Here is a 25,132-nt window from a genome sequence, read left to right as displayed (position 1 = left end):
TCTCCTTACGCTTCTTCAGATACGTGTACCTTCAAAGTAGCTACTACCTCTTGATGTAGTTTTACTGGTACATTTGTGTATCCTAGAGCACGAATTGCATCATCTAGTTCCATTTTACGTTTATCTATTTTAATTCCGTTAGTTTTCTCTAGTTGTGCGGCAATTTGTTTCGTTGTCACTGATCCAAATAGTCGACCATCATTCCCTGATTTTGCTTTTAGTTCAACAGTTAGTTGCTCTAAAGTTTCTTTTAATTTTTTTGCTTCTGCTAGTTCTTCAGCAGCTTCTTTTTCTGATTTTTTCTTTTGTCCTTCTAGAGCACTTATAGCAGCAGAATTTGCTTCTACTGCAAGTTTATTTTTAAGTAAATAGTTATGTGCATAACCATCTGCTACATTCTTAATTTCACCTTTTTTACCTTTACCTTTAACATCTTTTAAAAATACTACTTTCATTCTTCATTTCCTCCCTCAATTGTTTCTAATATAGCTTCATTTAATCGATTGATAGCTTCTGGAACAGTGATACCGGCTATCTGAGAGGCTGCATTTGTTAAATGGCCTCCACCGTCTAATTTTTCCATGATTACTTGAACATTTACTTCTCCTAGCGACCTAGCGCTTATTGCTACGGAAGAATCACTTCTTCTACCTACTACAAAGGAAGCAGAAACATTATTCATAGCGAGCAAAATATCTGCTGTTTGGGCGAGTAATACTTGACTATAAATCGTATTCTCATCACCGTAAGCTATTGCTATTCCATCCTTTAAAAAGTGAACATTTTGCACAATTTTTGAGCGTTCAATATACGTATCTAAATCCTCTTTTAGGAGGCGTTGTACTAATATGGTGTCTGCACCATGAGTTCTTAAATAAGAGGCTGCCTCGAACGTTCTAGCCCCTGTACGGAGCGTAAAACTTTTCGTATCGACTATTATACCTGCTAACATTGAAGTCGCCTCTAGCATGTTAATTTTCTCGTTTTTCGGCTGGTACTCTATAAGCTCTGTTACTAATTCTGATGTGGAGGAAGCATATGGCTCCATGTATACAAGCATCGTATTAGTGATAAACTCTTCTCCGCGACGATGATGGTCGATCACTACCACTTTCTCTGCTTTTTGTAATACCTTTTCATCTATAACCATACTTGGTTTGTGTGTATCCACTATTACTAGTAGTGTTTTCTCTGTCATTTTGTTAATCGCTTCTTCAGCACTAATGAATCGATTATATAGCTCTGGTTTTTCCTTAATTTCCTCCATTAAGCGCAGGACACTCTTGTCTAGCTCATTGAAATCAATTACAACATAACCATTTATCTTGTTCATTTCTGCCATTTTCCTTACACCAACTGCTGCACCGATGGCATCCATATCTGGGAACTTATGTCCCATCACGATTACTTGGTCACTATCCTGAATGAGGTCCTTCAATGCATGGGAGATGACTCTGGCTCTCACGCGCGTCCGCTTTTCTACTGGATTTGTTTTGCCTCCATAGAATTTTACCTTTCCACTAGGATGTTTGATGGCTACTTGATCTCCACCACGTCCTAAAACTAAATCTAAGCTGGATTGTGCAAGTGCTCCTAATTCTACTAGAGAAGTAGAACCTGCCCCTACTCCTACACTTAAAGTTAAAGAAAAGCCAAATTTAGAGGTGGTTTCTCTAATATCATCTAAAATGGAGAACTTACTTTTCTCTAGCTCCATTAATATGGATTCATTAAAAACAGCTAAAAAACGATCTGAGGATATTCTTTTAACGTATATACCATACTTGGCACCCCAATTATTTACACACGAGGTAACAAGGCTGTTTAACTGTCCTCTGGTTTGGTCATCCATTCCCTGTGATATCTCATCATAGTTGTCGATGAATAATACACCGATAACTGTACGATCACCATAATAGAGGGATTCCATTTCTATTTGCTCTGTAATATCAAAGAAGTATAGAAGTTTTTCCTCTGCTTTATAAAATACCTTATAATTATGATCGTCTAAAGAGATCACCATTTCCTTAGAATCATCTTGCTTTAGTAGCTGCTGAAAATCAGAGGATATGGAAAGCAACTCTTCCCCTATAATTGTGTCGAAGGGTAGTTGCTGTGTCATATACGGATTGGCCCATTCCACCACATGCTGATCGTTGATGAGAATAATCCCAATAGGCATTTCAAGCAAGGCTTCTTCTCCTACCTTCTTCATCCTGTAGGAAAGTGTCTCTATATGCCTTTCTGTTTCTTCATAAACACGTTGCTCGATAATCCATGCATATATGAATACGCCAATAACTAATAGCGCAAATAATAATCCAACTAACAGGTTGTCAGATAGAAGCAAATAGGATGCCACTCCACCTAAGAACATAAATAATATTAGTGGATATCGTAATGGTCGTTTTCTAAAAAAAGACGCCACTGAATCAGCTCCTTATTTCTTGTATCTGTCTTTTAAATATGCTCGCAAATTAAATCCTAAATCTAACACCCCTAGGATAATAGTAAACGTATAGAGCGGAATTGCTAAGAAGGTTGCTAAAATAGCACTCCATTTTGGCCAACCCTGAATATGAAAATAATATTGAATTAGGGATACACCTTGTAAGAATAATAATGCCCTTAAAATGAATGTAGCATTTATGATAAGCATATAGCTAAAGGTACCTACCTCAAATGTTGTAACTAAGGATATAATAGCTACAACTAAATAATACCACAACACCGCTTTAGGTAATTTAAAATACATGTATTTAGGAAATTTTGGAACTGGTACTTTTAATTTCTTTAAAATAGGTAAGTTAACAGCAATATAGATAAATGCTGTTATAAACATAAGAAAAATAAAGTAAGTTGGCGTTAAAGCTTCTAGGACAATTAAAAACTGCCTAACCATCTCATCATAGGTTTCTGGTTTTTGATTAGCTGATTCCAGTAAATTACCGACTTGTTCATAGGATATTTTAATGCCCTCTAAAAATTGCTCTATTAGGTTAATATTTAATACTAAGATAGAAACGATATACTGAGCAGCTGTCATGAGTAGTACAAATATTCCTGTGGCCATTAGCATATACAGCTTTGTCTGCTTTCTACGTAAAGAATCTCCTATTAGAAAACCAACTGGACCTACTATTAAACCAAGTGTAACACCTACTATACCTCCAATAATAAAAGTTATAATAACTGCTACAACTGTAACAAGTAAAGACTCTTTTCTTCCAAACTTGGCACTATACCAAGCTAAAGGTAAAGGCGCTATTAGGGACGTGATAATTGTTAGAATTGGAACATACACGGACATTGCTATCAAAATAGCAAATAGTGCAATCATTAAAGATCCAAACGTTAAAAAGCTTGACTGATTCTTTTGCATGATCGACCTTCCTTTTTTATAATCATCTATCCATTGTAACAGATTTTGCTATACAACTAAAATTACATGTTACCACACTGATTAGGTGAAATGTACTATGGAAGGTTTTAGTAAATGATTCTTGTATAGTTTATATTATTCGAGTCAACCTCATAATTCCTTTTTATTTAGTATACGACCAAGCAAGGAAAAATAAAGACTTCTATATGCTTTGCAGTGAACAAATACAATCAAATTTTTCTCCACATTGTTTATTTCACACGAGTTAATCGAAAAACCAATATTATGCTAACGAGATCTTGTAATAGCTATTATGGTCTAGCTGATTCTTTCAGATAGTAAGTTCTGTTGATCCTATTTGAACCATAGGAATATGACCCGCTAATGAGCTACATACTATAAAAGTTAAGTTATTACCGTTCTCTACATAATAAAGACAACAAAAAAAAGACCGGTTTCCCGGTCTTTCATATATACTTATCTCTCTTCAGAAGAGAATGGTAGTAAAGCCATAATACGAGATACTTTGATAGCTCGTGTTAACTTGCGTTGGTACTTCGCGCTAGTTCCTGTCACACGACGTGGAAGAATTTTCCCACGTTCTGACACGAATTTTTTCAACAAATCTACATCTTTATAATCGATGTGTGTGATGTTGTTAGCAGTGAAGTAACAAACTTTACGGCGTCTTTTGCCTCCGCGACGTGGTGCCATAATAGGTTGCCTCCTTTTCGATTAAAGTAAAACGTGCGAGAAAATTTTAGAATGGTAAGTCGTCATCCGATACTTCTATCGGACCGCTACTATTTCCAAATGGATCTTCATCTACACGCGTATAGTTTTGCTGATTCATTGGTTGGTTTTGCTGATATGTTGGATTAGAATTCTGTTGTCCGCCACCATATGATTGTCCACCTTGGCTACGTTCACCAGAGCCTCCACGTGGTTCTAAGAACTGAACGCTGTCTGCGACAACATCCGTCGTATATACACGCTTACCATCTTGTCCTTCATAACTACCCGTTTGAATTCTGCCTTCTACACCTGCTAAACTTCCTTTTTTCAAGAAATTGGCTGTGTTTTCTGCTTGTTTTCTCCAAACGACACAGTTGATAAAATCAGCTTCTCTTTCACCTTGTTGATTAGAGAATGTACGATTTACAGCAAGTGTAAATCTAGCCATTGCTACTCCACTCGGTGTATATCGAAGTTCCGGATCTTTTGTTAGTCTTCCAACTAATACGACACGGTTAATCATCAGTTAATAACCTCCCTCGTTCAGCATTCATCGTCGATTGTTATTATTTATCGTCCATACGAACAGCAATGTGACGGATAATGTCTTCATTGATGTTAGCTAAACGAATGTATTCATCGATTGCTTGAGAATCAGCGTTTACTTTAACGATTTGGTAGAAACCTTCACGTAAGTCATTGATTTCGTACGCTAAGCGGCGTTTACCCCACTCTTTAGCTTCGATGATCTCAGCACCATTTGAAGTTAAGATTTCGTTGAAACGCTCAACTAGAGCTTTTTTCGCATCTTCTTCGATTGCTGGTTGGATAATGTACATTAATTCGTACTTTCTCATCTATTTACACCTCCCTATGGTCTTTGGTCGAACTGTGGTCAGCCGACAAGGAGCAAGTAATGCTATTACTCACATCGGTTTATTGTATCATACACTTTTACTTATATCAAGGTTTGATTGTCTTATTTCAAATATTTGTCTATAATCGTGTAAAGGGGGAATGAGGATGGAAAAAAATGAGTCGATTCTTTCTACTATCGAAATTGATATAAAGAAGGTAGCTTGGCATAGCCTATGGATGACTATTCTATTTTCTATATTAGGTCTAGTTTTATATGGTTTTATTTATACAGAATATGAAATAAACATTACTCTTTTAGGTCTTTTATTAACATTCCTTGGTTTTATACTTTTAATAGTCTTACATGAAGCATTCCATCTGCTTGGCTTTTGGTTGTTCGGTAAGGTCCCGTGGAACAAAATGGACTATGGTGTGAATCTTAAATTAGGAGTTGCTTATGCAACTACCTCCCTCCCCATTTCCAATCGATCGATGAAAAAGGCATTACTGCTCCCATTTTGGATGACGGGAATATTACCTGTTATCATAGGTTACATGATTGAATCTCCCATATTAGTCTTACTAGGTGCCTGGCTTATTGCTGGTGCAGCTGGAGACTTTGCTATGTATAAAGAATTAAGAAAAATTCCTAACGATAGTTTAATAAAAGACGATCCTACTCTTCCAATATTATATGTAATATCAAAAGACCGGTCTGCATAATGCAAACCGGTCTTTTGATATTAAACGTTAAAACGGAACAGCATAACGTCCCCGTCTTGTACAATATATTCTTTACCTTCTAAACGTACCTTACCTGCTTCTTTAGCAGCAGACATTGAACCTGCTGAAACTAAATCGTCGTAAGCAACCGTCTCAGCACGGATAAATCCTTTTTCAAAGTCGGAGTGAATGACACCCGCACATTGAGGAGCCTTCATACCCTTACGGAATGTCCAAGCACGAACTTCTTGCACGCCCGCTGTAAAGTAAGTAGCTAGTCCAAGTAAGGAATATGATGCTTTGATAAGCTGATCTAAACCAGATTCTTGAATACCTAGCTCCTCCAAGAACATTTTTTTCTCATCGTCCTCTAGAGCAGCCATCTCTTCTTCGATTTTGGCACATACAACTATAACCTGCGCGCCTTCTTCTGCAGCAAATGCACGCACTTTTTGAACGTACTCATTATCTTCTGATTCCATAATGTCATCCTCAGATACATTTGCTACATAAAGCATTGGCTTGATCGTTAATAAGTGAAGTCCTTTTACAACACGAAGCTCTTCTTCTGTAAAATCTACAGAGCGACCAGATTTACCTTCTTCAAATGCTTCTTTTAAACGAGTCAATATAGGCTCTTCTACCATTGCTTCTTTATCTTTTTGTTTAGCCATCTTAGCAACTCTAGCTAAACGTTTATCTACGCTTTCCAAATCCGCTAAAATTAGCTCCAAATTAATAACTTCTATATCAGAAATTGGATCTACCTTCCCTGATACATGCGTTATATTGTCATCCTGGAAGCATCGTACAACCTGACAAATTGCATCTACCTCACGAATATGAGCAAGAAACTTATTGCCGAGTCCTTCGCCTTTACTTGCTCCTGCTACTATTCCAGCAATATCAGTAAACTCAAATGCAGTTGGCACTGTTTTCTTTGGTACTACTAATTCTGTCAGTTTATCTAAACGAGCATCCGGTACTTCAACAATCCCTACGTTAGGATCTATTGTTGCAAATGGATAGTTTGCAGCTAAAGCCCCTGCTTTTGTTATTGCATTAAATAACGTGGATTTACCTACATTTGGTAATCCAACAATTCCTGCTGTTAATGCCATATATGTCACAACCCTTCAATTTTCTTACTTAACGTATTCCCTTTAACCTGTCTATTATATTGATTTTGACAGTAAAAGTCTATCTTTACTCTGTCTCAGCTTGTACAAGCACTTTTTTCATTTTCTTCTCGAATTCTATACGTGGAATCATAACACTATGCTGACATCCCTCACATTTAATCCGTATATCTGCCCCTATGCGTATTATTTTCCAACGATTTGTTCCACAAGGATGTTGCTTCTTCATCTCTACAATATCATTTAGCTGAAATTTTTTTCTTTCCATTTACTCTCACCTACTCATTATTTTTCGCATTACGTACGACGATTGGATACGGAATATCCACGCCAGATTGCTCTAAAAATTCTTTTAGATCTCTTCTAATTCTTCTAGCAATGTCATCCTGCATCATAGGGATAGTCTCTACTCCAATTCTAAGCACCAAATCATCTGAGGATATCTCTTGTACCCCTAAAATTTCAGGAACCTTAACTAACTCCTTATACTTCAAAATTAAACTTTCTAAAAAGCCTTCTAACATTTTCTCTACCGCTTCTATATCGGATTCATAGGATACCTTTATATCTATGGTAACAATAGTATTGAATACAGAATAATTAACAACATTAGATATCGTGCCATTCGGAATAATAAACAGTTCCCCCACATAGCTTCGCACTTTCGTTGTACGCAAACCTATTTCTTCTACTACACCTCTGAACGTTCCAATCTGCACTTCATCTCCAACTGCAAACTGATCCTCAAATACTATAAAGAAACCTGTGATAACATCTTTAACTAGACTCTGTGCACCGAACCCTATCGCTAAGCCTATAACACCAGCACCTGCAATCAACCCTCTTACGTCAATATTAAATGTAGATAAAATGGATAGAACTGCTATGAAGTAAACAGCATACGTTAAAACGTTTTCTAATAACTTGATGAGAGTATTATGTCTTCTTTCCGAATATCTTAACGGACTCTTTAATCTGACAGCGAAAACTCTTCTTATAATTGATTTACCTACCTTTATAACAATAGCTGTTAAAAGAAAAATAAAGATAATTTTGATACATACTAAACCTAAGTTTATCCAATTATCTTCATTCAGTATGTAAGCTTCAATTCCTTTATATGTCTCCCCCATTGTATCCCACCTCACTGAATAAATATTTTCTATCATGCATATACTAACTTTAAAAAAGAAAGCGAGTTTATATATGAATAAAATTAATGTTGCTCCTCAAGCTTCCACTATCTATTATAAAGAAACAGGAGTTATTTGGCGATTAAGCAACCACTTTTTAGAATATATACCTTTTAATCATCAAAACCTTGTTTTTTGTTGTATAGGGACAGACCGTTCAACTGGGGATGCCTTAGGTCCAATGACTGGGTCATTTTTAACACAGCTTAACTCTTTTCCTTTTGAAATCATTGGAACATTGGATAGCCCACTCCATGCGTTGAATTTAGAAGAGACTACTAATACGCTCTACAGTTCTTCTGAAAAGCCATTTGTTGTAGCCATTGATGCCTGCTTAGGGAATGCTAATAACATTGGAGAAATTATTATTCATCCAGGCCCTCTTTTTCCTGGAAAAGCTGTAAAAAAAGATTTACCACCTATTGGTGAAATTTCAATTAAAGCTATTGTTAATATTGGTGGCTATATGGAATATAATGTATTGCAAAGTACTCGATTAAACCTTACTTTTGAAATGGGAAAGGTCATTTCTCGATCTCTACTTCTTGCATGGCATAGATATAATTTAAAAAATAAAAGCCACTACAATACCTACAAATAATAAAGATGGTAATAGATTTGCTACTCTAATTTTAGTTAATCCTATTAAATTCATTCCTATACCAATAATCATAATTCCTCCAGCGGCTGTCATTTCCTGTAGAAACAAATCAAGTGCAGCTTCTGGTACTAATCTTGTAATTTGTGTAGCAAGCAATGCTATTGTTCCTTGGTAGATTGCAACCGGAAAAGCTGAAAAAACAACACCTATTCCTAACGTTGCGGAGAGAATAATAGCAGTAAAGCCGTCGATGATTCCCTTGCTGATTAACAATTCGTGATCATTTTGAAGACCGCTATTTAAAGCTCCTAATATACCCATTGCGCCTATTACAAATATAAGTGTGCTTGTAACAAATCCTTGGGCAATACTATCTGTTTGTTTTTTTGAACCAAACTTTTTTTCAATAGTCTGCCCTAACCTGTTAATCCATTTATCTATATCTAACCACTCACCTACTACCGCACCAAGCACGATGCAAATAATGATAATAACAAAATTACTACTTTCTAATCCCATTTGTATACCCATTACCATTACTACTATTCCTATAGCATACATTACCGTTTGTTTCATATTTTCAGGGATGTCCTTTAAAAGTCGTCCGATTAATGTCCCTGCTATGATCAGTATTGCATTGACCAATGTACCAAATAACACCATATCCTATCCTCTTCTCCTAAAAATATAACCTATCTCTAGGTTGTCCTAGAAATAGGTCATGTCTAATCCTCTAATAATTTTAAAATTCTTTCCAAGTCATCCTTCGAGTAAAACTCTATCTCGATTTTCCCTTTTTCTTTTTCATTGTTTTTAGTTATTTTTACAGCTGTCCCAAAGAGTTCTCTTAATTCCGATTCTTTTTCTAAAGTAAAAATATCTTTATCTATTTTTTTTGTTTCACGTGGAACATTTTCATTTAAACGTTGAACCAAGGCTTCTAACTGCCTTACATTTAGATTTTCTTTAATTGTTTTTTGCATAATGAGAGGGATAGATTTTTTCTTCTTTAAACCTAATAATGCCTTCCCATGTCCCATGGATAATTTCCCTTCAGAGACAGCATTTCTTACAACATCAGGGAGTGTAAGTAAGCGAATATGGTTTGCTATATGAGGTCTACTTTTTCCCAGTCTGAACGCTAACTGCTCTTGGGTAAGACCAAGAGTCTCCATCAGATTTTGGTAAGCCTCTGCTTCTTCAATCGGCGTTAAATCTTCTCTTTGTAGATTTTCTAAGATAGCAAGTTCCATCATTTGTTGATCATTTAACTCTCGTACTACTGCAGGAATTGCATCTAAATGAGCCTTTTTAGAGGCTCTAAATCTACGCTCTCCTACCACTATCTCAAACTTAGAACCTTTTTTTCGAACGATGATCGGTTGTAGTACTCCGTGCTCTTTTATAGATTCAGATAACTCTTGTAATGCCTCATCGTCAAATATTTTCCTTGGTTGATAAGGATTAGGTTTAATATCAACAATACTAATCTGTTCTACTTTTTCTTCTGGCATTGTATCTTCTCCAGGAAAAAGAGCATTAATCCCCTTTCCAAGTCCTTTAGCCATGACGAATCACTTCCTTCGCAAGTTCTAAATATACTTCCGCTCCTCGAGATTTTGGATCATAAATAATTATAGGCTCTCCGTGACTAGGTGCTTCACTTAAACGAACATTCCTGGGAATAATAGATTTATATACTTTGTCTTGGAAATATTTTTTAACTTCTTCTATTACTTGAATGCCAAGATTTGTTCTGGCATCAAACATTGTTAATAACACCCCGTCAATTGCCAACGTTTTGTTTAAGTGCTTTTGCACCAATCTAATCGTACTCAGTAACTGACTTAACCCTTCCAAAGCATAAAATTCACATTGAACTGGGATTATAATGGCATCAGCAGCAGTAAGAGAATTGATAGTTAAGAGACCAAGTGAAGGAGGACAATCTATAATAATATACTCATAATCAGCTTGCACTTCCTGCAATGCTTTTTTAAGTCGCACTTCTCTTGAAATGGTAGATACTAGTTCAATTTCTGCACCAGCTAAAGAAATGGTTGCAGGAACTATATGTAAATTTTCCACTTTCGTTTCTAAAATTGTCTCTTTTACACTAACATCATCTATTAACACATCATAAATACATTGATTCACATCGCCTTTGTTGACACCAACGCCACTAGAAGCATTTCCCTGGGGATCAATATCTACCAGTAAAACCTTCTTTCCTAAGTATGCAAGACAGGCACTTAAGTTAACGGATGTAGTAGTTTTACCTACACCACCTTTTTGGTTGGCTATTGCAATAATTCTTCCCACTCTTGCACCTACTTTCATCAAAATAAAAAACCACTCTCTTCCATTCTATCAAATTTTACAGAAAAATGAATGTTATTATTGTTACAAAAGAAAAACTCTCACAAAATAGTGAGAGTTTCATATATTTTATATATTATAATATCTATTTATGATTTCTTTTTAGGAATTCTTACTGTTATTTGATAAAAATCTTCGGTGTCTTCTTCTTCGGTTTTTAAATTGATTCCGCTTTTAGTAACCATACTAAGAGATTGCTTGATCGTATTTAAAGCAATTCGTACATCTTTACTAATCGCTTTTCTTTTAGGTTTTGGAGCTTTTTCCTCTTTTACAGGAGGATTTACTATATCATTAACTTTTTCTTCGAGTTGTTTTACATTCCAATGATTATCAATGGATTCAACCATAAGCTTGATTTGTATTTCTTCATCCTTTATTTGCATAAGAGATCTTGCATGACGTTCCGACAATCTCTTATCCATAATTGCTTGTTGAATTTCTTCTGGTAGTTTCAGCAAACGTAGCTTATTAGCTACAGTCGATTGGCCCTTACCTAATCTTTGAGCGAGCGCTTCCTGAGTTAACTCATGCAGCTTAAGTAGTTTTTGATAGGCTACTGCCTCTTCAATGGCAGTCAGCTCTTCTCGTTGAAGATTTTCTATCAATGCAATCGATGCTGTTTCCTTATCACTTAAGTTACGAACTATAGCAGGTACTTCTGTCCACTTAAGCTTTGTCATCGCCCTGAAGCGACGTTCCCCTGCTATTATTTCATACTTATCGTCATCCATTTTACGAATGACGATAGGTTGAATTACACCGTGTGTATGAATAGTTCTAGCAAGTTCTTCTATTTTTGCATCATCAAAAACGGTCCTAGGCTGGTACCTATTAGGAACTATTTTTTCTATGGCTACTTGTACTACTTCTTCATTATTAGTCTGAGTAGCCTCAACGACTGGATCTTGTCCTTGCTTATCAGAACCTCCGAAAAATCGTGAGAAAGGACTTTTCATCTAACTAGCACCACCTTTTAGATACTCTTTACTTATGTTCACGACACAGAAAATAATATAATAATGTTTCACGTGGAACGTTCCTCATTAAATAATAGGTGTTTTGTTTGGTATACCTGGCTTTCGAGGGTATCTTTTCGGTGTGCTTTTAATTTTAGAAAAGACATATAACGTTCTCTCACTATTTTCTATCGGTAATAGAAAAGAATACTCCGCACTTTTTTCAGAGCCTAATACCTCAATAGCTTTTTGTGCATCTTTTAATTCATCTAATGCACTTGCTGCTTTCATAGCTATAAACTTCCCACCGACTTTCACAAGTGGAATACATAGCTCTGACAGTACAGAGAGTCTTGCTACTGCTCGTGCAGTAACAAGATCAAACTGTTCTCTATATTCTTTATTTTGTCCAAATTCCTCAGCACGCGCATGAACAAAATTAACATTTTTTAAATTTAGCTCCTTGCTTAAATGAGTCAAAAATTGAATTCTTTTATTTAAAGAATCAACTATTGTTACATTAAGGTTTGGAAAACAAATTTTTAATGGAATACTTGGAAACCCTGCCCCTGCTCCTACATCACAAACAGAAAGGGAACCATTAAAATCCTCATAGAAAGAAGCACTGATAGAATCTAAGAAATGTTTTAAGTAAACAGATGGTTCATCTGTGATGGCAGTTAAATTCATTTTCTCGTTCCATTCCACAAGTAACTCATAATATTTTCTGAATTGCTCTAATTGGAAATCTGTTAGTTCAATTCCTTTTTCATAGAGGGCATTTTTAAATTGTTCTTCGTTCATTTTGTTCTCCTCATTGTCTTAGACTAACCAGTGATTTTAGCTATCTTACCTTGTTCAATATATATTAGAAGGATAGAAATATCTGCTGGGTTTACTCCTGAAATACGAGATGCTTGTGCAATAGATAATGGTCTTACTTGCATTAGTTTTTGTTTTGCTTCTGTTGCAAGTCCGGAGATTGCATTGTAATCAATTTGATCAGGGATCTTTTTGTTTTCCATTTTTTTCAACTTATCAACTTGTTGTAGAGATTTATCTATATAGCCTTCATACTTAACTTGAATCTCAATTTGTTCTTTTTCTTCTTCACTTAACTGAACTTCTCCCGGAACTAGTTGGGCTACTAAGTCGTAGTTCATTTCTGTTCTTTTAAGAAGATCTGAAGCACGAATTCCATCTTTTAACTCGCTACCGCCTGCATTACGAACAACTTCTTGAGTCTCCTCATTCGGTTTGATAATAATGGAGCGTAGGCGACGAAGCTCATCTTCTATTCTTTTCTTTTTCTCTAAAAACTTATTATACCGTTCTTCTGGCACTAAGCCAATATTATATCCAATTTCTAACAATCTTAAATCGGCATTATCATGACGAAGCAGTAAACGATATTCAGCTCTTGAAGTAAGCAAGCGATATGGCTCGTTAGTTCCTTTTGTAACTAGATCATCAATTAAGACACCAATATACGCATCTGATCGGCTCAACACTTTTTCTTCTTTATTTAATACTCTAAGAGCAGCGTTTATTCCTGCCATTAGACCTTGAGCTGCAGCTTCTTCATAACCAGAAGTTCCGTTTATTTGTCCAGCAGTATATAAATTTTTAACTTTTTTTGTTTCTAACGTTGGCCATAGCTGTGTTGGAACCATTGCATCATATTCAATCGCATAGCCTGCTCGCATCATTTCCGCATTTTCTAATCCTGGGATAGAAGCTAACAGTTTACGTTGTACGTGCTCTGGAAGACTCGTTGATAACCCCTGTACATAAACTTCTCTTGTGTTACGACCCTCTGGCTCTAAGAAGATTTGATGACGTGGCTTATCATTAAATCTAACAATTTTATCTTCAATAGACGGACAGTATCTTGGACCCGTTCCTTTTATCATACCAGAATACATTGGCGATAAATGTAAATTATCATTGATAATTTGGTGTGTTTCAGAACTTGTATATGTTAACCAGCAAGGTAATTGATCCATAATAAATTCTGTTGTTTCGAAACTAAATGCTCGAGGAACATCGTCGCCTGGCTGAATTTCTGTTTTACTATAGTCCACCGTTTTACTGTTTACACGAGGTGGAGTACCTGTCTTAAATCTAACTAGGTCGAATCCTAAATTGCGGATACTATCAGCTAGCTTAATGGATGGTTGTTGGTTATTGGGACCACTAGAATATTTAAGGTCTCCTATAATAATCTCACCACGTAAAAATGTACCTGTAGTAATAACTACTGTTTCTGCTCGATAAACTGCCCCTACTTGGGTTACTAAGCCAACAATTTTATCATCTTCAACTAATAGTTCTTCTACTACTGCTTGATGAACTGTAAGGTTTGCTTGTTCCTCTATAAGACGTTTCATTTCATTTTGGTATAGAACCTTATCAGCTTGTGCTCGAAGTGCACGTACTGCTGGTCCTTTTCCTGTATTCAACATTCTCATTTGAATGTGAGTTTTATCTATAACTTTACCCATGGCTCCACCTAAGGCGTCAATTTCACGCACTACGATTCCTTTTGCAGGGCCTCCGATGGACGGATTACATGGCATAAATGCAATCATATCTAGATTGATTGTTAAAACAAGCGTTTTAGCGCCCATTTTAGCAGAGGCTAATGCGGCTTCAACACCCGCATGCCCTGCTCCTACAACAATCACATCGAACTTGCCTGCTTCAAAGTTTGGCATGTTCGTAACTTCCTCTCGTTTTTTATTTTCCTAAACAGAATTGAGCAAATAACTGGTCAATCAGGCTTTCTTCGACTGTATCTCCAATTATTTCTCCTAATATTTCCCACGTTCTAGTAACATCTATTTGAATCATATCGACTGGCACGTGATTATGTGCTGCTTCGATGGCATCAGTAATTGTAGATTTAGCAAGATTTAATAAAGCGATATGACGGGCATTAGAGACATAGGTAATGTCTGACACTTCAATGTTTCCTTCAAAGAACAAGGACGCTATAGAGTCTTCCAGCTCGTCAATTCCCTCTTCTTTTAATAAGGAAGTAGAAACAATTCTCTTATCAGTAGCAAGACGTTGTACCTCATCGTAATCTAACTTGGTTGGAAGATCCGTTTTGTTAACGATAACGATATAATCCATTCCTTTAATAGTCTCGAATAACCTTCTATCTTCTTCAGCTAGCTCTTCTGAATTATTCAACACAAGTAAAATTAAATCTGCCTCTTTTAGAACTTGGCGTGATTTCTCTACTCCAATACGTTCGACTATATCTTCTGTTTCACGGATTCCAGCAGTGTCTACTAATTTTAAAGGGACACCACGTACATTTACATATTCTTCTATAATATCCCTCGTAGTTCCTGCTATCTCCGTAACAATTGCTTTGTTTTCTTGAATTAAGCTATTTAAAAGTGATGATTTCCCTACATTTGGTCTTCCGACAATTGCTGTCGACAGCCCTTCGCGAAGAATTTTACCTTGAGATGAAGTAATTAAAAGCTTTTCAATTTCTTCTTTTACCCAAGTTCCTTTTTCAATCATCATAGGTAACGTCATCTCTTCAACGTCATCATACTCTGGATAATCAATATTTACCTCTACCTGAGCTAAAGTTTCAAGGAGTGCTTGCCTTAAGGTTTTGATGAGACGTGATAAACGTCCATCCATTTGACCTAAAGCTACATTCATTGCTTTATCAGTTTTGGCTCTTATTAAATCCATTACCGCTTCAGCCTGCGACAAGTCTATTCTTCCATTTAAAAAAGCACGTTTTGTAAACTCACCAGGTTCTGCAAGCCGTGCACCATTTATAAGTATTAACTGAAGAACTCTATTTACTGTGACTAGTCCTCCATGACAATTTATCTCTACTACGTCTTCTCTCGTAAAAGTTTTCGGACCTTTCATAAGAGACAACATAACTTCCTCTACTACTTCATTCGTCTTTGGATCCACGAGATGTCCATAATGAATAGTATGAGAAGATTGTTCACTAAGATTTTTTCCATTTGGAGACTGAAAAACTTTATTGGCAATTGAAATTGCCTCTGCTCCACTAAGCCTTACAATGGCAATGGCTCCTTCTCCTAATGGAGTGGAAATTGCAGCTATTGTATCAAATTCCAAAAGTGTACACCTCCTTGCACTTCCAGTTATCCACATGTGAATAACTAAAAAGAACATGACTATCTAACATATAACAATAACATATTTTGTCCTAAATCAGAAGTATAGATACTTTTTATTATGTGAACAAAAAAAGAATCCTACTGATGGCTTATCGCTCATCTTCGGAAATCTTCTTAAGCGGATTAATAACAGAAGAAAACGGATTCCAGCTTATTTTCAAGCTAAAATCCGTTTTACTTATTTTATTGATTCGATCACTAAATATCTATTTGGTTCATTACCGACTGAGTAAGTTTCAATGTCTACTCTTAGGGATAAAGCATTGTGAATAATCTTTCTCTCAGAAGAAGACATTGGTTCTAATTCTATCGGTTGACCAGTACGCACTGCTTTGTCAGCCATTCTTTCTGCTAACTGTTCTAATGCTTCTTGTCTTCTTTCACGGTAGTTACCAACGTCCAACCTAATAAGGATAAAGGAATTTGAAAATTTGTTTGCAACTAATTGAGATAGGTTTTCCAGTGCATTTAATGTTTGGCCTCTTTTTCCTATTAATAAGGCAGCCTTTTCACTGTTTAAATGAAGATAAATGTACTTACCCTCTCTTGTTTCACTAATTACTAAATCGTCAATATCCAATTCCTTAGCGATTGTTTCAAGATATAGTTTTGTTTCAGCTATCGCTTGATCATTATTTGGTGCTTCAGTGACTTCTATAGTTTCTTTTACTTCTTCTAATGTAGAGGTATTATCTAAAATCGGCTGTTCGATTACTTCCTCTACTATTTTTTCTTCCAAGACCTGATCGACTGGGTCGTCCTTTTTTAAAACAGTTACTTCAACAACTGCAGGCTTAGATAAAAATCCAAAAAAGCCTTTTTTCCCTTCTTCCACTACGGTAATTGACACATCTTCTCTCGATACTTCAAGTTTTTTAAGTGCAACGTTTATAGCTTCCTCTTTTGTAGGTGCAGTCTGTGTAATCTGCTTCATTTTTTGGCCCCTCCCGTTTTTGCTTTAACAGGTACTTGTTTTTCTCTTTTCCAAGGTTTATAAATGAATAAGTTTTGAATGATAGATATAATATTTCCGATTACCCAATACAATGTTAATGCAGCAGGTAATACAATACCAAATCCCATGATCATGAACGGCATGATATACATCATGATTTTCATTTGAGGGTTGTCCATTGCTGGGCCAGTTCTCAATACGATTAATTGCATGATTCCGGCTAAGACAGCAAGGATAATACTTGGCTCTGCCAATGCAAAACCTAAGAAATCACCAAGATTGATCTCAGGTGTATTATTCATACGACTAATTGCATGATAGAAACCGATTAGTATTGGCATCTGAATAAAAATAGGAAGACATCCAGCTGCTGGATTAATATTTCTATCTTTATATAAAGCCATCATTTCTTGTTGGAATTTTTGCTGTGTTACAGCATCCTTGGAGCTATATTTTTCTTTTAGCTTTAACATCTCTGGTTGTACTTCTTGCATTGCCTTAGAGTTTTTAGTTTGTTTAATCATTAACGGTAAAATTACTAAACGAATAATAATCGTTACTGCAATGATCCCTAGACCATATGTCCCTAATAGCTCTTGGAAAAATGTAATAGCGGAAACTAATGGCCAAACAATGTATTCATTCCAAAAACCTTCGGAAGTATTATAAATTGGTTCATTGAATTCCGTACATCCAGCTAGTAAAGCTGTCATTACTATTAATAATAATAGTAAAGGTAATTTTCTCTTCAACCTTCTTCCCCCTATTAAAATACATTCATCTTTCATCTATCCTTATCTTAACATCTCATCCAAAAGACTTCACTAGCTTTTCTTCTTTAAAACTTTGGCTACTTTCAAAACATGCTCTAAGTTCTTTTTTGTCTCATGAAAGTCAAGCTTGGCCGCCGAATTTCTGGCGATAATAATATAATCTTTGTTTCCTGCCACTGAATCATTCAACTCTAAAAAGGATTGACGAATGTATCTTTTAATACGATTACGAACTACTGCATTGCCAACTTTCTTACTTACAGATAATCCTATTCGAAAATAATCGTATTCATTCTCCATTGTATAAACTACAAACTGTCTGTTGGCGAATGATTTCCCTTTTTTAAAGATCTTTTGAAATTCAGCATTCTTTTTTATGCGTTGTTTCTTATTCATCTAGTCACCTGCTCCAACTAATCGGTTTGAAAGAAAAAAAAGACCACTGAATTGGTCAGTGGACTTATAATTATGCTGATAATACTTTTCTTCCTTTAGCACGACGGGCTGCTATTACGCGGCGACCGTTTTTTGTACTCATACGTGCGCGGAAACCGTGATTTTTTGCTCTTTTACGGCTATTTGGTTGGAATGTACGTTTCATCTATATGACACCTCCTGAGTGATCATCTTAAAATGTTCCTTAGACAGTCTCCGATATTATATAAAAACTACACTGTATTTGTCAATCTTTATTTAAGTCCATGTCTTGCTGCTTCTCTTTTCTACTTGCCCATTCTTATCCACATACTAAGATATCTTTTCCCACTTACCTGTGAATAACAATTTTCGACAAAAAAATATCCACATAGCTTATGAACATGTTTTTAACATATCCCTTTGCTGTGGACAACCTTAACTGTTAATTAATTTAATATTGTGGATAACCTTAAAGTATCTTGTAATTGCAACGTTTTTTTGATACGATATCTGTGTTTTACTTTTTCAAACGAAATATGTTATTTTTTATTATCCACAGTTGTTAGTAATCTGTGGATAATATTTTCCCCATACGTTTATAAAGTTTATCCACAGGACGTGGATTTGTGTATATAACTATAATTTATACATATAAAATATAAAGCAGAATGATTATTCTCTTTTTGTAAAACCGTCTTATTACTAAAAGGTAGGAAAAACGGATTTCCTATCAATCTTATAGAAAAGGAGATTATGTTATTGGAACACTTTGAAGAACTTTGGGCTAAAGTTCTCTCTGAAGTAGAAAAGAAAACATCGAAACCAAGCTTCGAAACCTGGTTAAAATCAACAAAGATGCTTTCTTATAAGGGAGACACTGTAACCATAGCTGCGCCCAATTCCTTTGCTAGGGATTGGCTCGAAAATCACTATGTTCATTTAATTGCTGGCATTCTTACTGAACTTACTGGCAATGAACTATTAATTTCTTTTGTAGTACCTAAGGGTCAGGACTTTGATGACTTTGAAATACCAAAGCCAAAAACACCGGTTACTCCAGATGATCAGCCAGACTTTTCTCCTGGAATGCTTAACTCAAAAAATACATTTGATACTTTTGTCATTGGTTCTGGTAACCGTTTTGCCCATGCTGCCTCTTTAGCTGTAGCAGAAGCACCTGCAAAAGCATATAATCCTCTTTTCATTTACGGAGGAGTTGGATTAGGAAAAACCCACTTAATGCACGCGATTGGACACTATGTTCAAGAACACAATCCGAATGCAAAAGTGGTTTATTTATCTTCTGAAAAATTCACGAACGAATTTATTAATTCTATTCGCGATAACAAAGCAGTAGACTTCCGAAATAAGTATCGAAACGTAGATGTTCTCTTAATAGATGATATTCAGTTCCTTGCCGGAAAAGAATCAACTCAAGAAGAATTTTTTCATACTTTTAATGCATTACATGAAGAATCTAAACAAATTGTTATCTCTAGTGACAGACCACCTAAAGAGATTCCCACTTTAGAGGATCGTTTACGCTCCCGTTTTGAATGGGGCTTGATAACAGATATAGCACCACCTGATTTAGAAACAAGAATTGCTATCTTACGTAAAAAAGCACGCGCAGACGGTTTAGATATTTCTGATGAAGTTATGGCCTATATCGCAAACCAAATTGACTCGAATATAAGAGAGCTTGAAGGTGCACTTATTCGCGTAGTGGCCTATTCCTCGCTTGTTAATAAAGATATTAATATCGACTTGGCTGCTGAGGCATTAAAAGATATTCTGCCAAATGCACGTCCAAGAATTATTACCATCTTAGATATTCAAAAGGTTGTAGGAGAGCATTTTCATATTAGATTAGAGGATTTTACTGCAAAAAAGCGTACTAAATCTATCGCATTCCCTCGTCAGATAGCTATGTTTCTTTCCCGCGAGCTAACTGATTTCTCATTGCCTAAAATTGGCGAAGAGTTTGGTGGACGTGATCATACTACAGTAATTCATGCACACGATAAAATAGCAACGATGCTAAAAACAGATATGAACCTGCAGGATGATATTAAGCAAATAAAATCTATCCTCGGTAGATAATTAGATTGTGGATAAGTTCCTATTTTAGATCCATACTTAAACACAAGTTATACACATGGGGATATGTAGCGAAATATAGCGAAATATGCACTTATCAACATATCCACAAGCCCTATTACTATATCTATTAATCTTTTAATAAATAATAAATATATAAGTGAGGTACTAAAATGAAATTTGAAGTAATGAGAGATAGTCTATTAAATGGACTAAATGATGTAATGAAAGCCGTAAGTTCTAAAACAACAATTCCTATATTGACTGGATTAAAATTAGAAGTAACAAAAGAAGGTTTGTATTTAACTGGTAGTGATTCAGATATTACGATCCAAACATTTATACCAGTTGAAAAAAATGGAGAACAAATTATAAAAATTGTAGAACCAGGATCAATAGTTGTCCAAGCAAGAATGTTTAGTGAGATTGTTCGTAAATTACCTACAAACGATGTAGAAATTGAAGTTACAAACCAATTCCACACACATATCCGTTCGGGTAAATCAGAATTTAACTTAATAGGCATTGATGCTAGTGAATATCCTTTGTTACCTCAACTTGAAGAAGATCGACAATTCTACATTCCTTCTGACTTGTTGAAATCTATTATTAAAGAAACAGTTTTTGCTGTTTCTACATCAGAAAGCAGACCGGTATTAACTGGAGTGAATTGGCAGGTTATTGATGGGGAGCTCCACTGTGTAGCTACAGACAGCCATCGTCTAGCAAAAAGAAAAACAGCATTAAAAGATTTACCTGAAGAAAAATATAGCGTAGTAATTCCAGGAAAAAGCTTAAATGAATTAAATAAAATTCTAGAAGAAACTTCTTCTGAAGTAGCTATAGTTATGACTCAGCAGCAGATATTATTCAAAACAGAGGATGTATTATTTTACTCTAGATTGTTAGAAGGAAATTACCCTGACACATCTAGACTGATCCCAAGCGAATATAAAACAACTATTGTCGTTAACGGTAAATCTTTATTGCAAGCAATAGATCGTGCTTCCTTATTGGCACGAGAAGAAAGAAATAATGTTGTTCGTTTTTCAACTCTAGATTTAAATTCCTTAGAAGTTTCCTCCAACTCTCCTGAAATCGGAAAAGTAGAAGAACAAATTCTTGCGGAAACTATAGAAGGCGAAGAGCTTAAAATTTCTTTCAGTGCTAAATACATGATGGATGCACTAAAGGCGATTGATGGTCAAGATGTTAAAATTCTTTTTGCAGGAACTATGAGACCGTTTGTTTTAAAATCTGTACATGACGATTCAATCTTGCAATTAATCCTTCCGGTAAGAACTTACTAAACAGCATAAACAAGAGATAGTCACCAATAGTGGCTATCTTTTTTACTTATTTGCTTTATTAGGGTAAAATGGTGGGATAAACAAAATGAGAAGAGGTTGAATAATTAGTGGAAGAGATTCGTTTTGATTCGGAATTTATTACCTTAGGTCAATTACTTAAGATGACAGACGCAATAAGTTCAGGTGGAATGGCTAAATGGTTTTTGAGCGAAAATACCGTATATATAAACGGAGAAGCAGATCAACGAAGAGGTAGAAAAATAAGAAACAAAGATGTAGTGAATATTCCAGGAGTAGGAAAATTTCTAATGATTGGACCTGAGAACGGAGAGTAATATGTATATTGAACGACTTGAGCTTAAAAACTTCCGTAATTACGATTCAATAGAATTGGATTTTTCCTCCAAAATAAATGTGTTGATTGGGGAAAATGCCCAAGGTAAAACTAACTTAATGGAATCCCTATATGTATTATCAATGGCGAAGTCTCATAGAACTTCTAATGATAAAGAATTGATACGCTGGGAAGCAGAGTATGGTAAAATAATAGGGGATATACACAAAAAATATGGACGACTCCCCTTGGAATTAATACTCTCCAAAAAAGGAAAAAAAGCAAAGGTGAATCACCTAGAACAAAATAGACTCAGTGACTACATAGGTCAGCTTAATGTTGTCATGTTTGCACCAGAGGATTTGTTTTTGGTTAAAGGTAGTCCTCAAGTCAGAAGACGTTTTCTAGATATGGAAATAGGACAAATATCTCCTAGGTATTTACATGATTTGCTTAACTTTCAAAAGATTTTAAAGCAAAGAAACCATATTTTAAAAAAACATCAAGGTCAATCTAAGTTAAATGATGTCATGTTTGACGTTTATACAGAACAATATATAAATGCTGCAGTAAAAGTAATTCAAAAAAGATTCCAATTTATGGAATTACTTCAAAAGTGGGCAGAACCAATTCATTTTGGGATCTCTCGAGGATTAGAAAAACTCACAGTTGCATATGACTCTACTATAGGTATTAAAGCAGACTATTCAGAAAGTCAGATGAAGGCAACTTTAGAGACAAAAATATTTGAAAATCAAAAAAGAGAATTAGATCGCGGAGTCACTTTGTATGGTCCACATCGTGATGACCTTAAATTTTTTGTAAATGACTATGATGTTCAAACTTATGGTTCGCAAGGACAACAAAGAACAACAGCCTTATCACTTAAATTAGCCGAAATCGAATTGATAAAACAGGAGGTAGGTGAAGCTCCTGTTTTATTGCTGGATGACGTTCTATCGGAATTAGATGATTACCGACAATCGCATCTATTAACGACTATTCATGGTGACGTTCAGACGTTTGTTACAACGACAAGTATTGAAGGAATAGCCCATGACACAATTAAACAAGCAAAGATGTTTCATGTGGAACAAGGGGCAGTTATAAAATAAAATTCACCAGTATTGAAAGTAATGAAAGAGTGGGTGAGCAAGTTGGCAATGGAAGAGAAAGATTTACAACCATCTTATGATGCTGATCAGATACAAGTATTAGAAGGTTTAGAAGCGGTAAGAAAACGTCCCGGAATGTACATAGGGACTACTAGCTCTAAAGGACTTCACCATCTTGTATGGGAAATCGTTGATAACAGTATTGATGAGGCGCTCGCTGGTTATTGCGATCATATTATTGTAACGATTGAAAAAGACAATTGGATTCGTGTGGAAGACAATGGCCGTGGTATACCAGTTGATAACCAAGAAAAAATGGGAAAACCTGCAGTTGAAGTTATTATGACTGTTCTTCATGCTGGTGGTAAGTTTGGCGGCGGCGGATATAAAGTGTCCGGCGGGCTTCATGGTGTTGGTGCATCAGTAGTAAATGCCTTGTCAGAGTATACGGAAGTTTATGTTAAACGCGATGGAAAAATTCATACGATTAAGTTTGAACGAGGAGCTGTTGCTTCACCTTTAGAAGTAACGGGAGAAGCATTAGAAACAGGAACTACTACAAGATTTAAAGCAGACTCGCAAATTTTTACGGAAACAACTGTTTATGAGTATGATATCTTAGCGCACCGCGTAAGAGAATTAGCTTATTTAAACCGTGGTTTGACCATCACTATTGCAGATGAACGAGAAGGCCAAGAAAAATCAGTTAAATACCTTTACGAGGGTGGTATTAAGTCTTACGTAGAGGATCTAAATAAATCAAAAGAGCCAATTACAGAAGAAGCTATTTTTGTAGAAGGCGAGAAAGACGGAATATCTATTGAAATTGCCATGCAATATAACGCTGGATATTCATCAAATATTTTATCTTTCGCAAATAACATTAATACGTATGAAGGCGGAACACATGAATCTGGCTTTAAAACTGCCCTTACTCGCGTAATTAATGATTATGCAAGAAAAAATGGTTTACTAAAAGATTCAGAAACAAACTTGTCTGGTGATGATGTACGAGAAGGTTTAACTGCTATTGTTTCAGTAAAACATCCCGATCCTCAATTTGAAGGACAAACCAAAACAAAACTTGGTAACTCCGAAGTAAGCACTATTACTAATAGTTTGTTTGCTGAAGGTTTTGACCGATTTTTATTAGAAAACCCTCAAATTGCTAGAAAAATTGTGGATAAAGGGCTGATGGCTGCTCGTGCACGTGTAGCTGCGAAAAAAGCACGAGAATTAACTCGTCGAAAGTCAGCTTTAGAGGTATCTAGTTTACCAGGGAAATTAGCAGATTGTTCTTCCCGTATTCCAGCAGATAGCGAATTGTATATAGTTGAGGGTGACTCAGCAGGTGGATCAGCGAAATCAGGGCGAGATCGTCACTACCAAGCTATTCTTCCATTACGAGGGAAAATATTAAATGTGGAAAAAGCACGTTTAGATAGAATACTTGGAAATGCAGAGATTCGCACTATGATTACAGCTTTAGGCACTGGCATTGGGGAAGAGTTTATTTTAGAAAAAGCTCGTTATCATAAAATCATTATCATGACCGATGCCGATGTAGACGGAGCTCATATTCGAACATTATTACTTACATTCTTCTTCCGATTTATGAGACCATTGATTGAAGCAGGTTATGTGTATGCAGCACAACCACCTTTATATCAAGTGAAACAAGGAAAGCATGTAGAGTATTGCTATAACGATGAACAACTAAAAGAAATTTTAGATCGATTGCCTAAAACGTCTAAGCCAAACATTCAACGTTATAAAGGACTTGGAGAAATGGATGCGACCCAACTTTGGGAAACAACGATGGATCCAGATAATCGAACATTGCTTCAAGTTAACTTGGATAATGCAATGGAGGCAGACGAAGTCTTTACACAGCTGATGGGCGAAGAGGTAGAACCACGTCGTCAGTTTATCGAAGACAACGCTGTATATGTGAAAAATTTAGATATTTAAG

27 protein-coding genes are annotated in these 25,132 nt (G+C 35.7%); 7 read left to right on the top strand and 20 right to left on the bottom strand.

All coding sequences use genetic code 11. The annotated features are described in order from the left end of the window. Window positions 1–5 precede the first annotated feature (5 nt). The 6 genes from rplI to rpsF form a co-directional block, all read right to left on the bottom strand. Window positions 6–455, bottom strand: coding sequence for a 50S ribosomal protein L9 (gene rplI / locus MKX96_RS00305; protein ID WP_169359811.1), 450 nt, complete (start codon window positions 453–455; stop codon window positions 6–8). Next, on the bottom strand, window positions 452–2,428 hold the full coding sequence (locus tag MKX96_RS00300) for a DHH family phosphoesterase (RefSeq protein WP_340881216.1): 1,977 nt from the start codon (window positions 2,426–2,428) through the stop codon (window positions 452–454). Before MKX96_RS00300 ends, rplI begins: the two co-directional genes overlap by 4 nt. 12 nt (window positions 2,429–2,440) lie before the next feature. Next, window positions 2,441–3,382 carry a YybS family protein gene (locus MKX96_RS00295; protein ID WP_340881215.1) on the bottom strand — a complete coding sequence of 314 codons (942 nt, stop codon included), beginning with the start codon at window positions 3,380–3,382 and terminating at the stop codon, window positions 2,441–2,443. 477 nt (window positions 3,383–3,859) lie between these two features. Continuing rightward, window positions 3,860–4,096 (bottom strand): 30S ribosomal protein S18, encoded by a 237-nt coding sequence (gene rpsR, locus MKX96_RS00290; RefSeq protein ID WP_142540806.1) that lies wholly within the window; start codon window positions 4,094–4,096, stop codon window positions 3,860–3,862. Between the two features lie 46 nt (window positions 4,097–4,142). Continuing rightward, window positions 4,143–4,640, bottom strand: coding sequence for a single-stranded DNA-binding protein (ssb, locus tag MKX96_RS00285; RefSeq protein ID WP_169359814.1), 498 nt, complete (start codon window positions 4,638–4,640; stop codon window positions 4,143–4,145). A gap of 43 nt (window positions 4,641–4,683) precedes the next feature. Next, entirely contained in the window at window positions 4,684–4,974 is a 291-nt protein-coding gene (gene rpsF / locus MKX96_RS00280; protein WP_169359815.1) for a 30S ribosomal protein S6, read from the bottom strand. A 166-nt stretch (window positions 4,975–5,140) separates the two neighbouring features. Between rpsF and MKX96_RS00275 the strand changes: the two genes are divergently transcribed. Further along, window positions 5,141–5,698: a DUF3267 domain-containing protein gene (locus MKX96_RS00275; protein WP_340881213.1), complete on the top strand. Its 558-nt coding sequence runs from the start codon at window positions 5,141–5,143 to the stop codon at window positions 5,696–5,698. 20 nt (window positions 5,699–5,718) lie between these two features. On the opposite strand, the gene ychF is transcribed toward MKX96_RS00275, so the two are convergent. The 3 genes from ychF to MKX96_RS00260 form a co-directional block, all read right to left on the bottom strand. Next, window positions 5,719–6,819: a redox-regulated ATPase YchF gene (gene ychF, locus MKX96_RS00270; protein WP_340881211.1), complete on the bottom strand. Its 1,101-nt coding sequence runs from the start codon at window positions 6,817–6,819 to the stop codon at window positions 5,719–5,721. An 85-nt stretch (window positions 6,820–6,904) separates the two neighbouring features. After that, window positions 6,905–7,105 carry a DUF951 domain-containing protein gene (locus MKX96_RS00265; protein WP_169359818.1) on the bottom strand — a complete coding sequence of 67 codons (201 nt, stop codon included), beginning with the start codon at window positions 7,103–7,105 and terminating at the stop codon, window positions 6,905–6,907. 10 nt (window positions 7,106–7,115) lie between these two features. Further along, on the bottom strand, window positions 7,116–7,970 hold the full coding sequence (locus tag MKX96_RS00260) for a mechanosensitive ion channel family protein (protein ID WP_340881208.1): 855 nt from the start codon (window positions 7,968–7,970) through the stop codon (window positions 7,116–7,118). A 73-nt stretch (window positions 7,971–8,043) separates the two neighbouring features. On the opposite strand from MKX96_RS00260, the gene yyaC reads away from it, so the two are divergent. Beyond that, window positions 8,044–8,631 (top strand): spore protease YyaC, encoded by a 588-nt coding sequence (gene yyaC, locus MKX96_RS00255; protein ID WP_340881207.1) that lies wholly within the window; start codon window positions 8,044–8,046, stop codon window positions 8,629–8,631. Here the strand turns inward: yyaC and MKX96_RS00250 are convergent. From MKX96_RS00250 to rpmH, 11 genes are all read right to left on the bottom strand, one after another. Beyond that, entirely contained in the window at window positions 8,596–9,294 is a 699-nt protein-coding gene (locus MKX96_RS00250; protein WP_340881205.1) for a DUF554 domain-containing protein, read from the bottom strand. The two genes, yyaC and MKX96_RS00250, sit on opposite strands and share 36 nt — an antisense overlap. Before the next feature lie 62 nt (window positions 9,295–9,356). Next, window positions 9,357–10,199, bottom strand: coding sequence for a ParB/RepB/Spo0J family partition protein (locus tag MKX96_RS00245; protein ID WP_340881204.1), 843 nt, complete (start codon window positions 10,197–10,199; stop codon window positions 9,357–9,359). Beyond that, a complete protein-coding gene (locus tag MKX96_RS00240) occupies window positions 10,192–10,953 on the bottom strand; it encodes a ParA family protein (protein ID WP_169359841.1) in 762 nt (253 codons plus the stop codon). The genes MKX96_RS00245 and MKX96_RS00240 overlap by 8 nt, the downstream gene beginning before the upstream one ends. Before the next feature lie 146 nt (window positions 10,954–11,099). Further along, entirely contained in the window at window positions 11,100–11,969 is an 870-nt protein-coding gene (gene noc, locus MKX96_RS00235) for a nucleoid occlusion protein (RefSeq protein WP_251556724.1), read from the bottom strand. An 87-nt stretch (window positions 11,970–12,056) separates the two neighbouring features. Beyond that, window positions 12,057–12,773: a 16S rRNA (guanine(527)-N(7))-methyltransferase RsmG gene (rsmG, locus tag MKX96_RS00230; RefSeq protein WP_169359824.1), complete on the bottom strand. Its 717-nt coding sequence runs from the start codon at window positions 12,771–12,773 to the stop codon at window positions 12,057–12,059. Window positions 12,774–12,796: 23 nt separating this feature from the next. Further along, window positions 12,797–14,686: a tRNA uridine-5-carboxymethylaminomethyl(34) synthesis enzyme MnmG gene (mnmG, locus tag MKX96_RS00225; RefSeq protein ID WP_169359825.1), complete on the bottom strand. Its 1,890-nt coding sequence runs from the start codon at window positions 14,684–14,686 to the stop codon at window positions 12,797–12,799. 22 nt (window positions 14,687–14,708) lie between these two features. Next, on the bottom strand, window positions 14,709–16,094 hold the full coding sequence (mnmE, locus tag MKX96_RS00220; RefSeq protein WP_169359826.1) for a tRNA uridine-5-carboxymethylaminomethyl(34) synthesis GTPase MnmE: 1,386 nt from the start codon (window positions 16,092–16,094) through the stop codon (window positions 14,709–14,711). A gap of 240 nt (window positions 16,095–16,334) precedes the next feature. Continuing rightward, window positions 16,335–17,090: an RNA-binding cell elongation regulator Jag/EloR gene (gene jag, locus MKX96_RS00215; RefSeq protein WP_340881199.1), complete on the bottom strand. Its 756-nt coding sequence runs from the start codon at window positions 17,088–17,090 to the stop codon at window positions 16,335–16,337. After that, window positions 17,087–17,863 carry a membrane protein insertase YidC gene (yidC, locus tag MKX96_RS00210; protein ID WP_169359828.1) on the bottom strand — a complete coding sequence of 259 codons (777 nt, stop codon included), beginning with the start codon at window positions 17,861–17,863 and terminating at the stop codon, window positions 17,087–17,089. The genes jag and yidC overlap by 4 nt, the downstream gene beginning before the upstream one ends. A 72-nt stretch (window positions 17,864–17,935) precedes the next feature. Then, window positions 17,936–18,280: a ribonuclease P protein component gene (gene rnpA, locus MKX96_RS00205; RefSeq protein ID WP_169359829.1), complete on the bottom strand. Its 345-nt coding sequence runs from the start codon at window positions 18,278–18,280 to the stop codon at window positions 17,936–17,938. A 70-nt stretch (window positions 18,281–18,350) separates the two neighbouring features. Next, the gene (gene rpmH / locus MKX96_RS00200; protein ID WP_144540295.1) at window positions 18,351–18,485 is read right to left on the bottom strand and encodes a 50S ribosomal protein L34; all 135 of its coding nucleotides are present in this window, start codon (window positions 18,483–18,485) and stop codon (window positions 18,351–18,353) included. Window positions 18,486–19,060: 575 nt separating this feature from the next. On the opposite strand from rpmH, the gene dnaA reads away from it, so the two are divergent. From dnaA to gyrB, 5 genes are all read left to right on the top strand, one after another. After that, a complete protein-coding gene (dnaA, locus tag MKX96_RS00195) occupies window positions 19,061–20,404 on the top strand; it encodes a chromosomal replication initiator protein DnaA (RefSeq protein ID WP_340881197.1) in 1,344 nt (447 codons plus the stop codon). A gap of 170 nt (window positions 20,405–20,574) precedes the next feature. Next, window positions 20,575–21,711, top strand: coding sequence for a DNA polymerase III subunit beta (gene dnaN / locus MKX96_RS00190; protein WP_169359831.1), 1,137 nt, complete (start codon window positions 20,575–20,577; stop codon window positions 21,709–21,711). 107 nt (window positions 21,712–21,818) lie between these two features. Beyond that, window positions 21,819–22,046 (top strand): S4 domain-containing protein YaaA, encoded by a 228-nt coding sequence (gene yaaA, locus MKX96_RS00185; protein ID WP_340881194.1) that lies wholly within the window; start codon window positions 21,819–21,821, stop codon window positions 22,044–22,046. 1 nt (window position 22,047) lies between these two features. Beyond that, a complete protein-coding gene (recF, locus tag MKX96_RS00180; protein ID WP_340881192.1) occupies window positions 22,048–23,160 on the top strand; it encodes a DNA replication/repair protein RecF in 1,113 nt (370 codons plus the stop codon). A 48-nt stretch (window positions 23,161–23,208) separates the two neighbouring features. Then, on the top strand, window positions 23,209–25,131 hold the full coding sequence (gyrB, locus tag MKX96_RS00175) for a DNA topoisomerase (ATP-hydrolyzing) subunit B (RefSeq protein ID WP_340881190.1): 1,923 nt from the start codon (window positions 23,209–23,211) through the stop codon (window positions 25,129–25,131). Window position 25,132: the final 1 nt, after the last annotated feature.

The organism is Psychrobacillus sp. FSL W7-1493, from assembly GCF_038004905.1.
In the GTDB taxonomy this organism is placed as follows: domain Bacteria; phylum Bacillota; class Bacilli; order Bacillales_A; family Planococcaceae; genus Psychrobacillus.
This window is presented reverse-complemented; position numbering and strand designations above follow the sequence as displayed.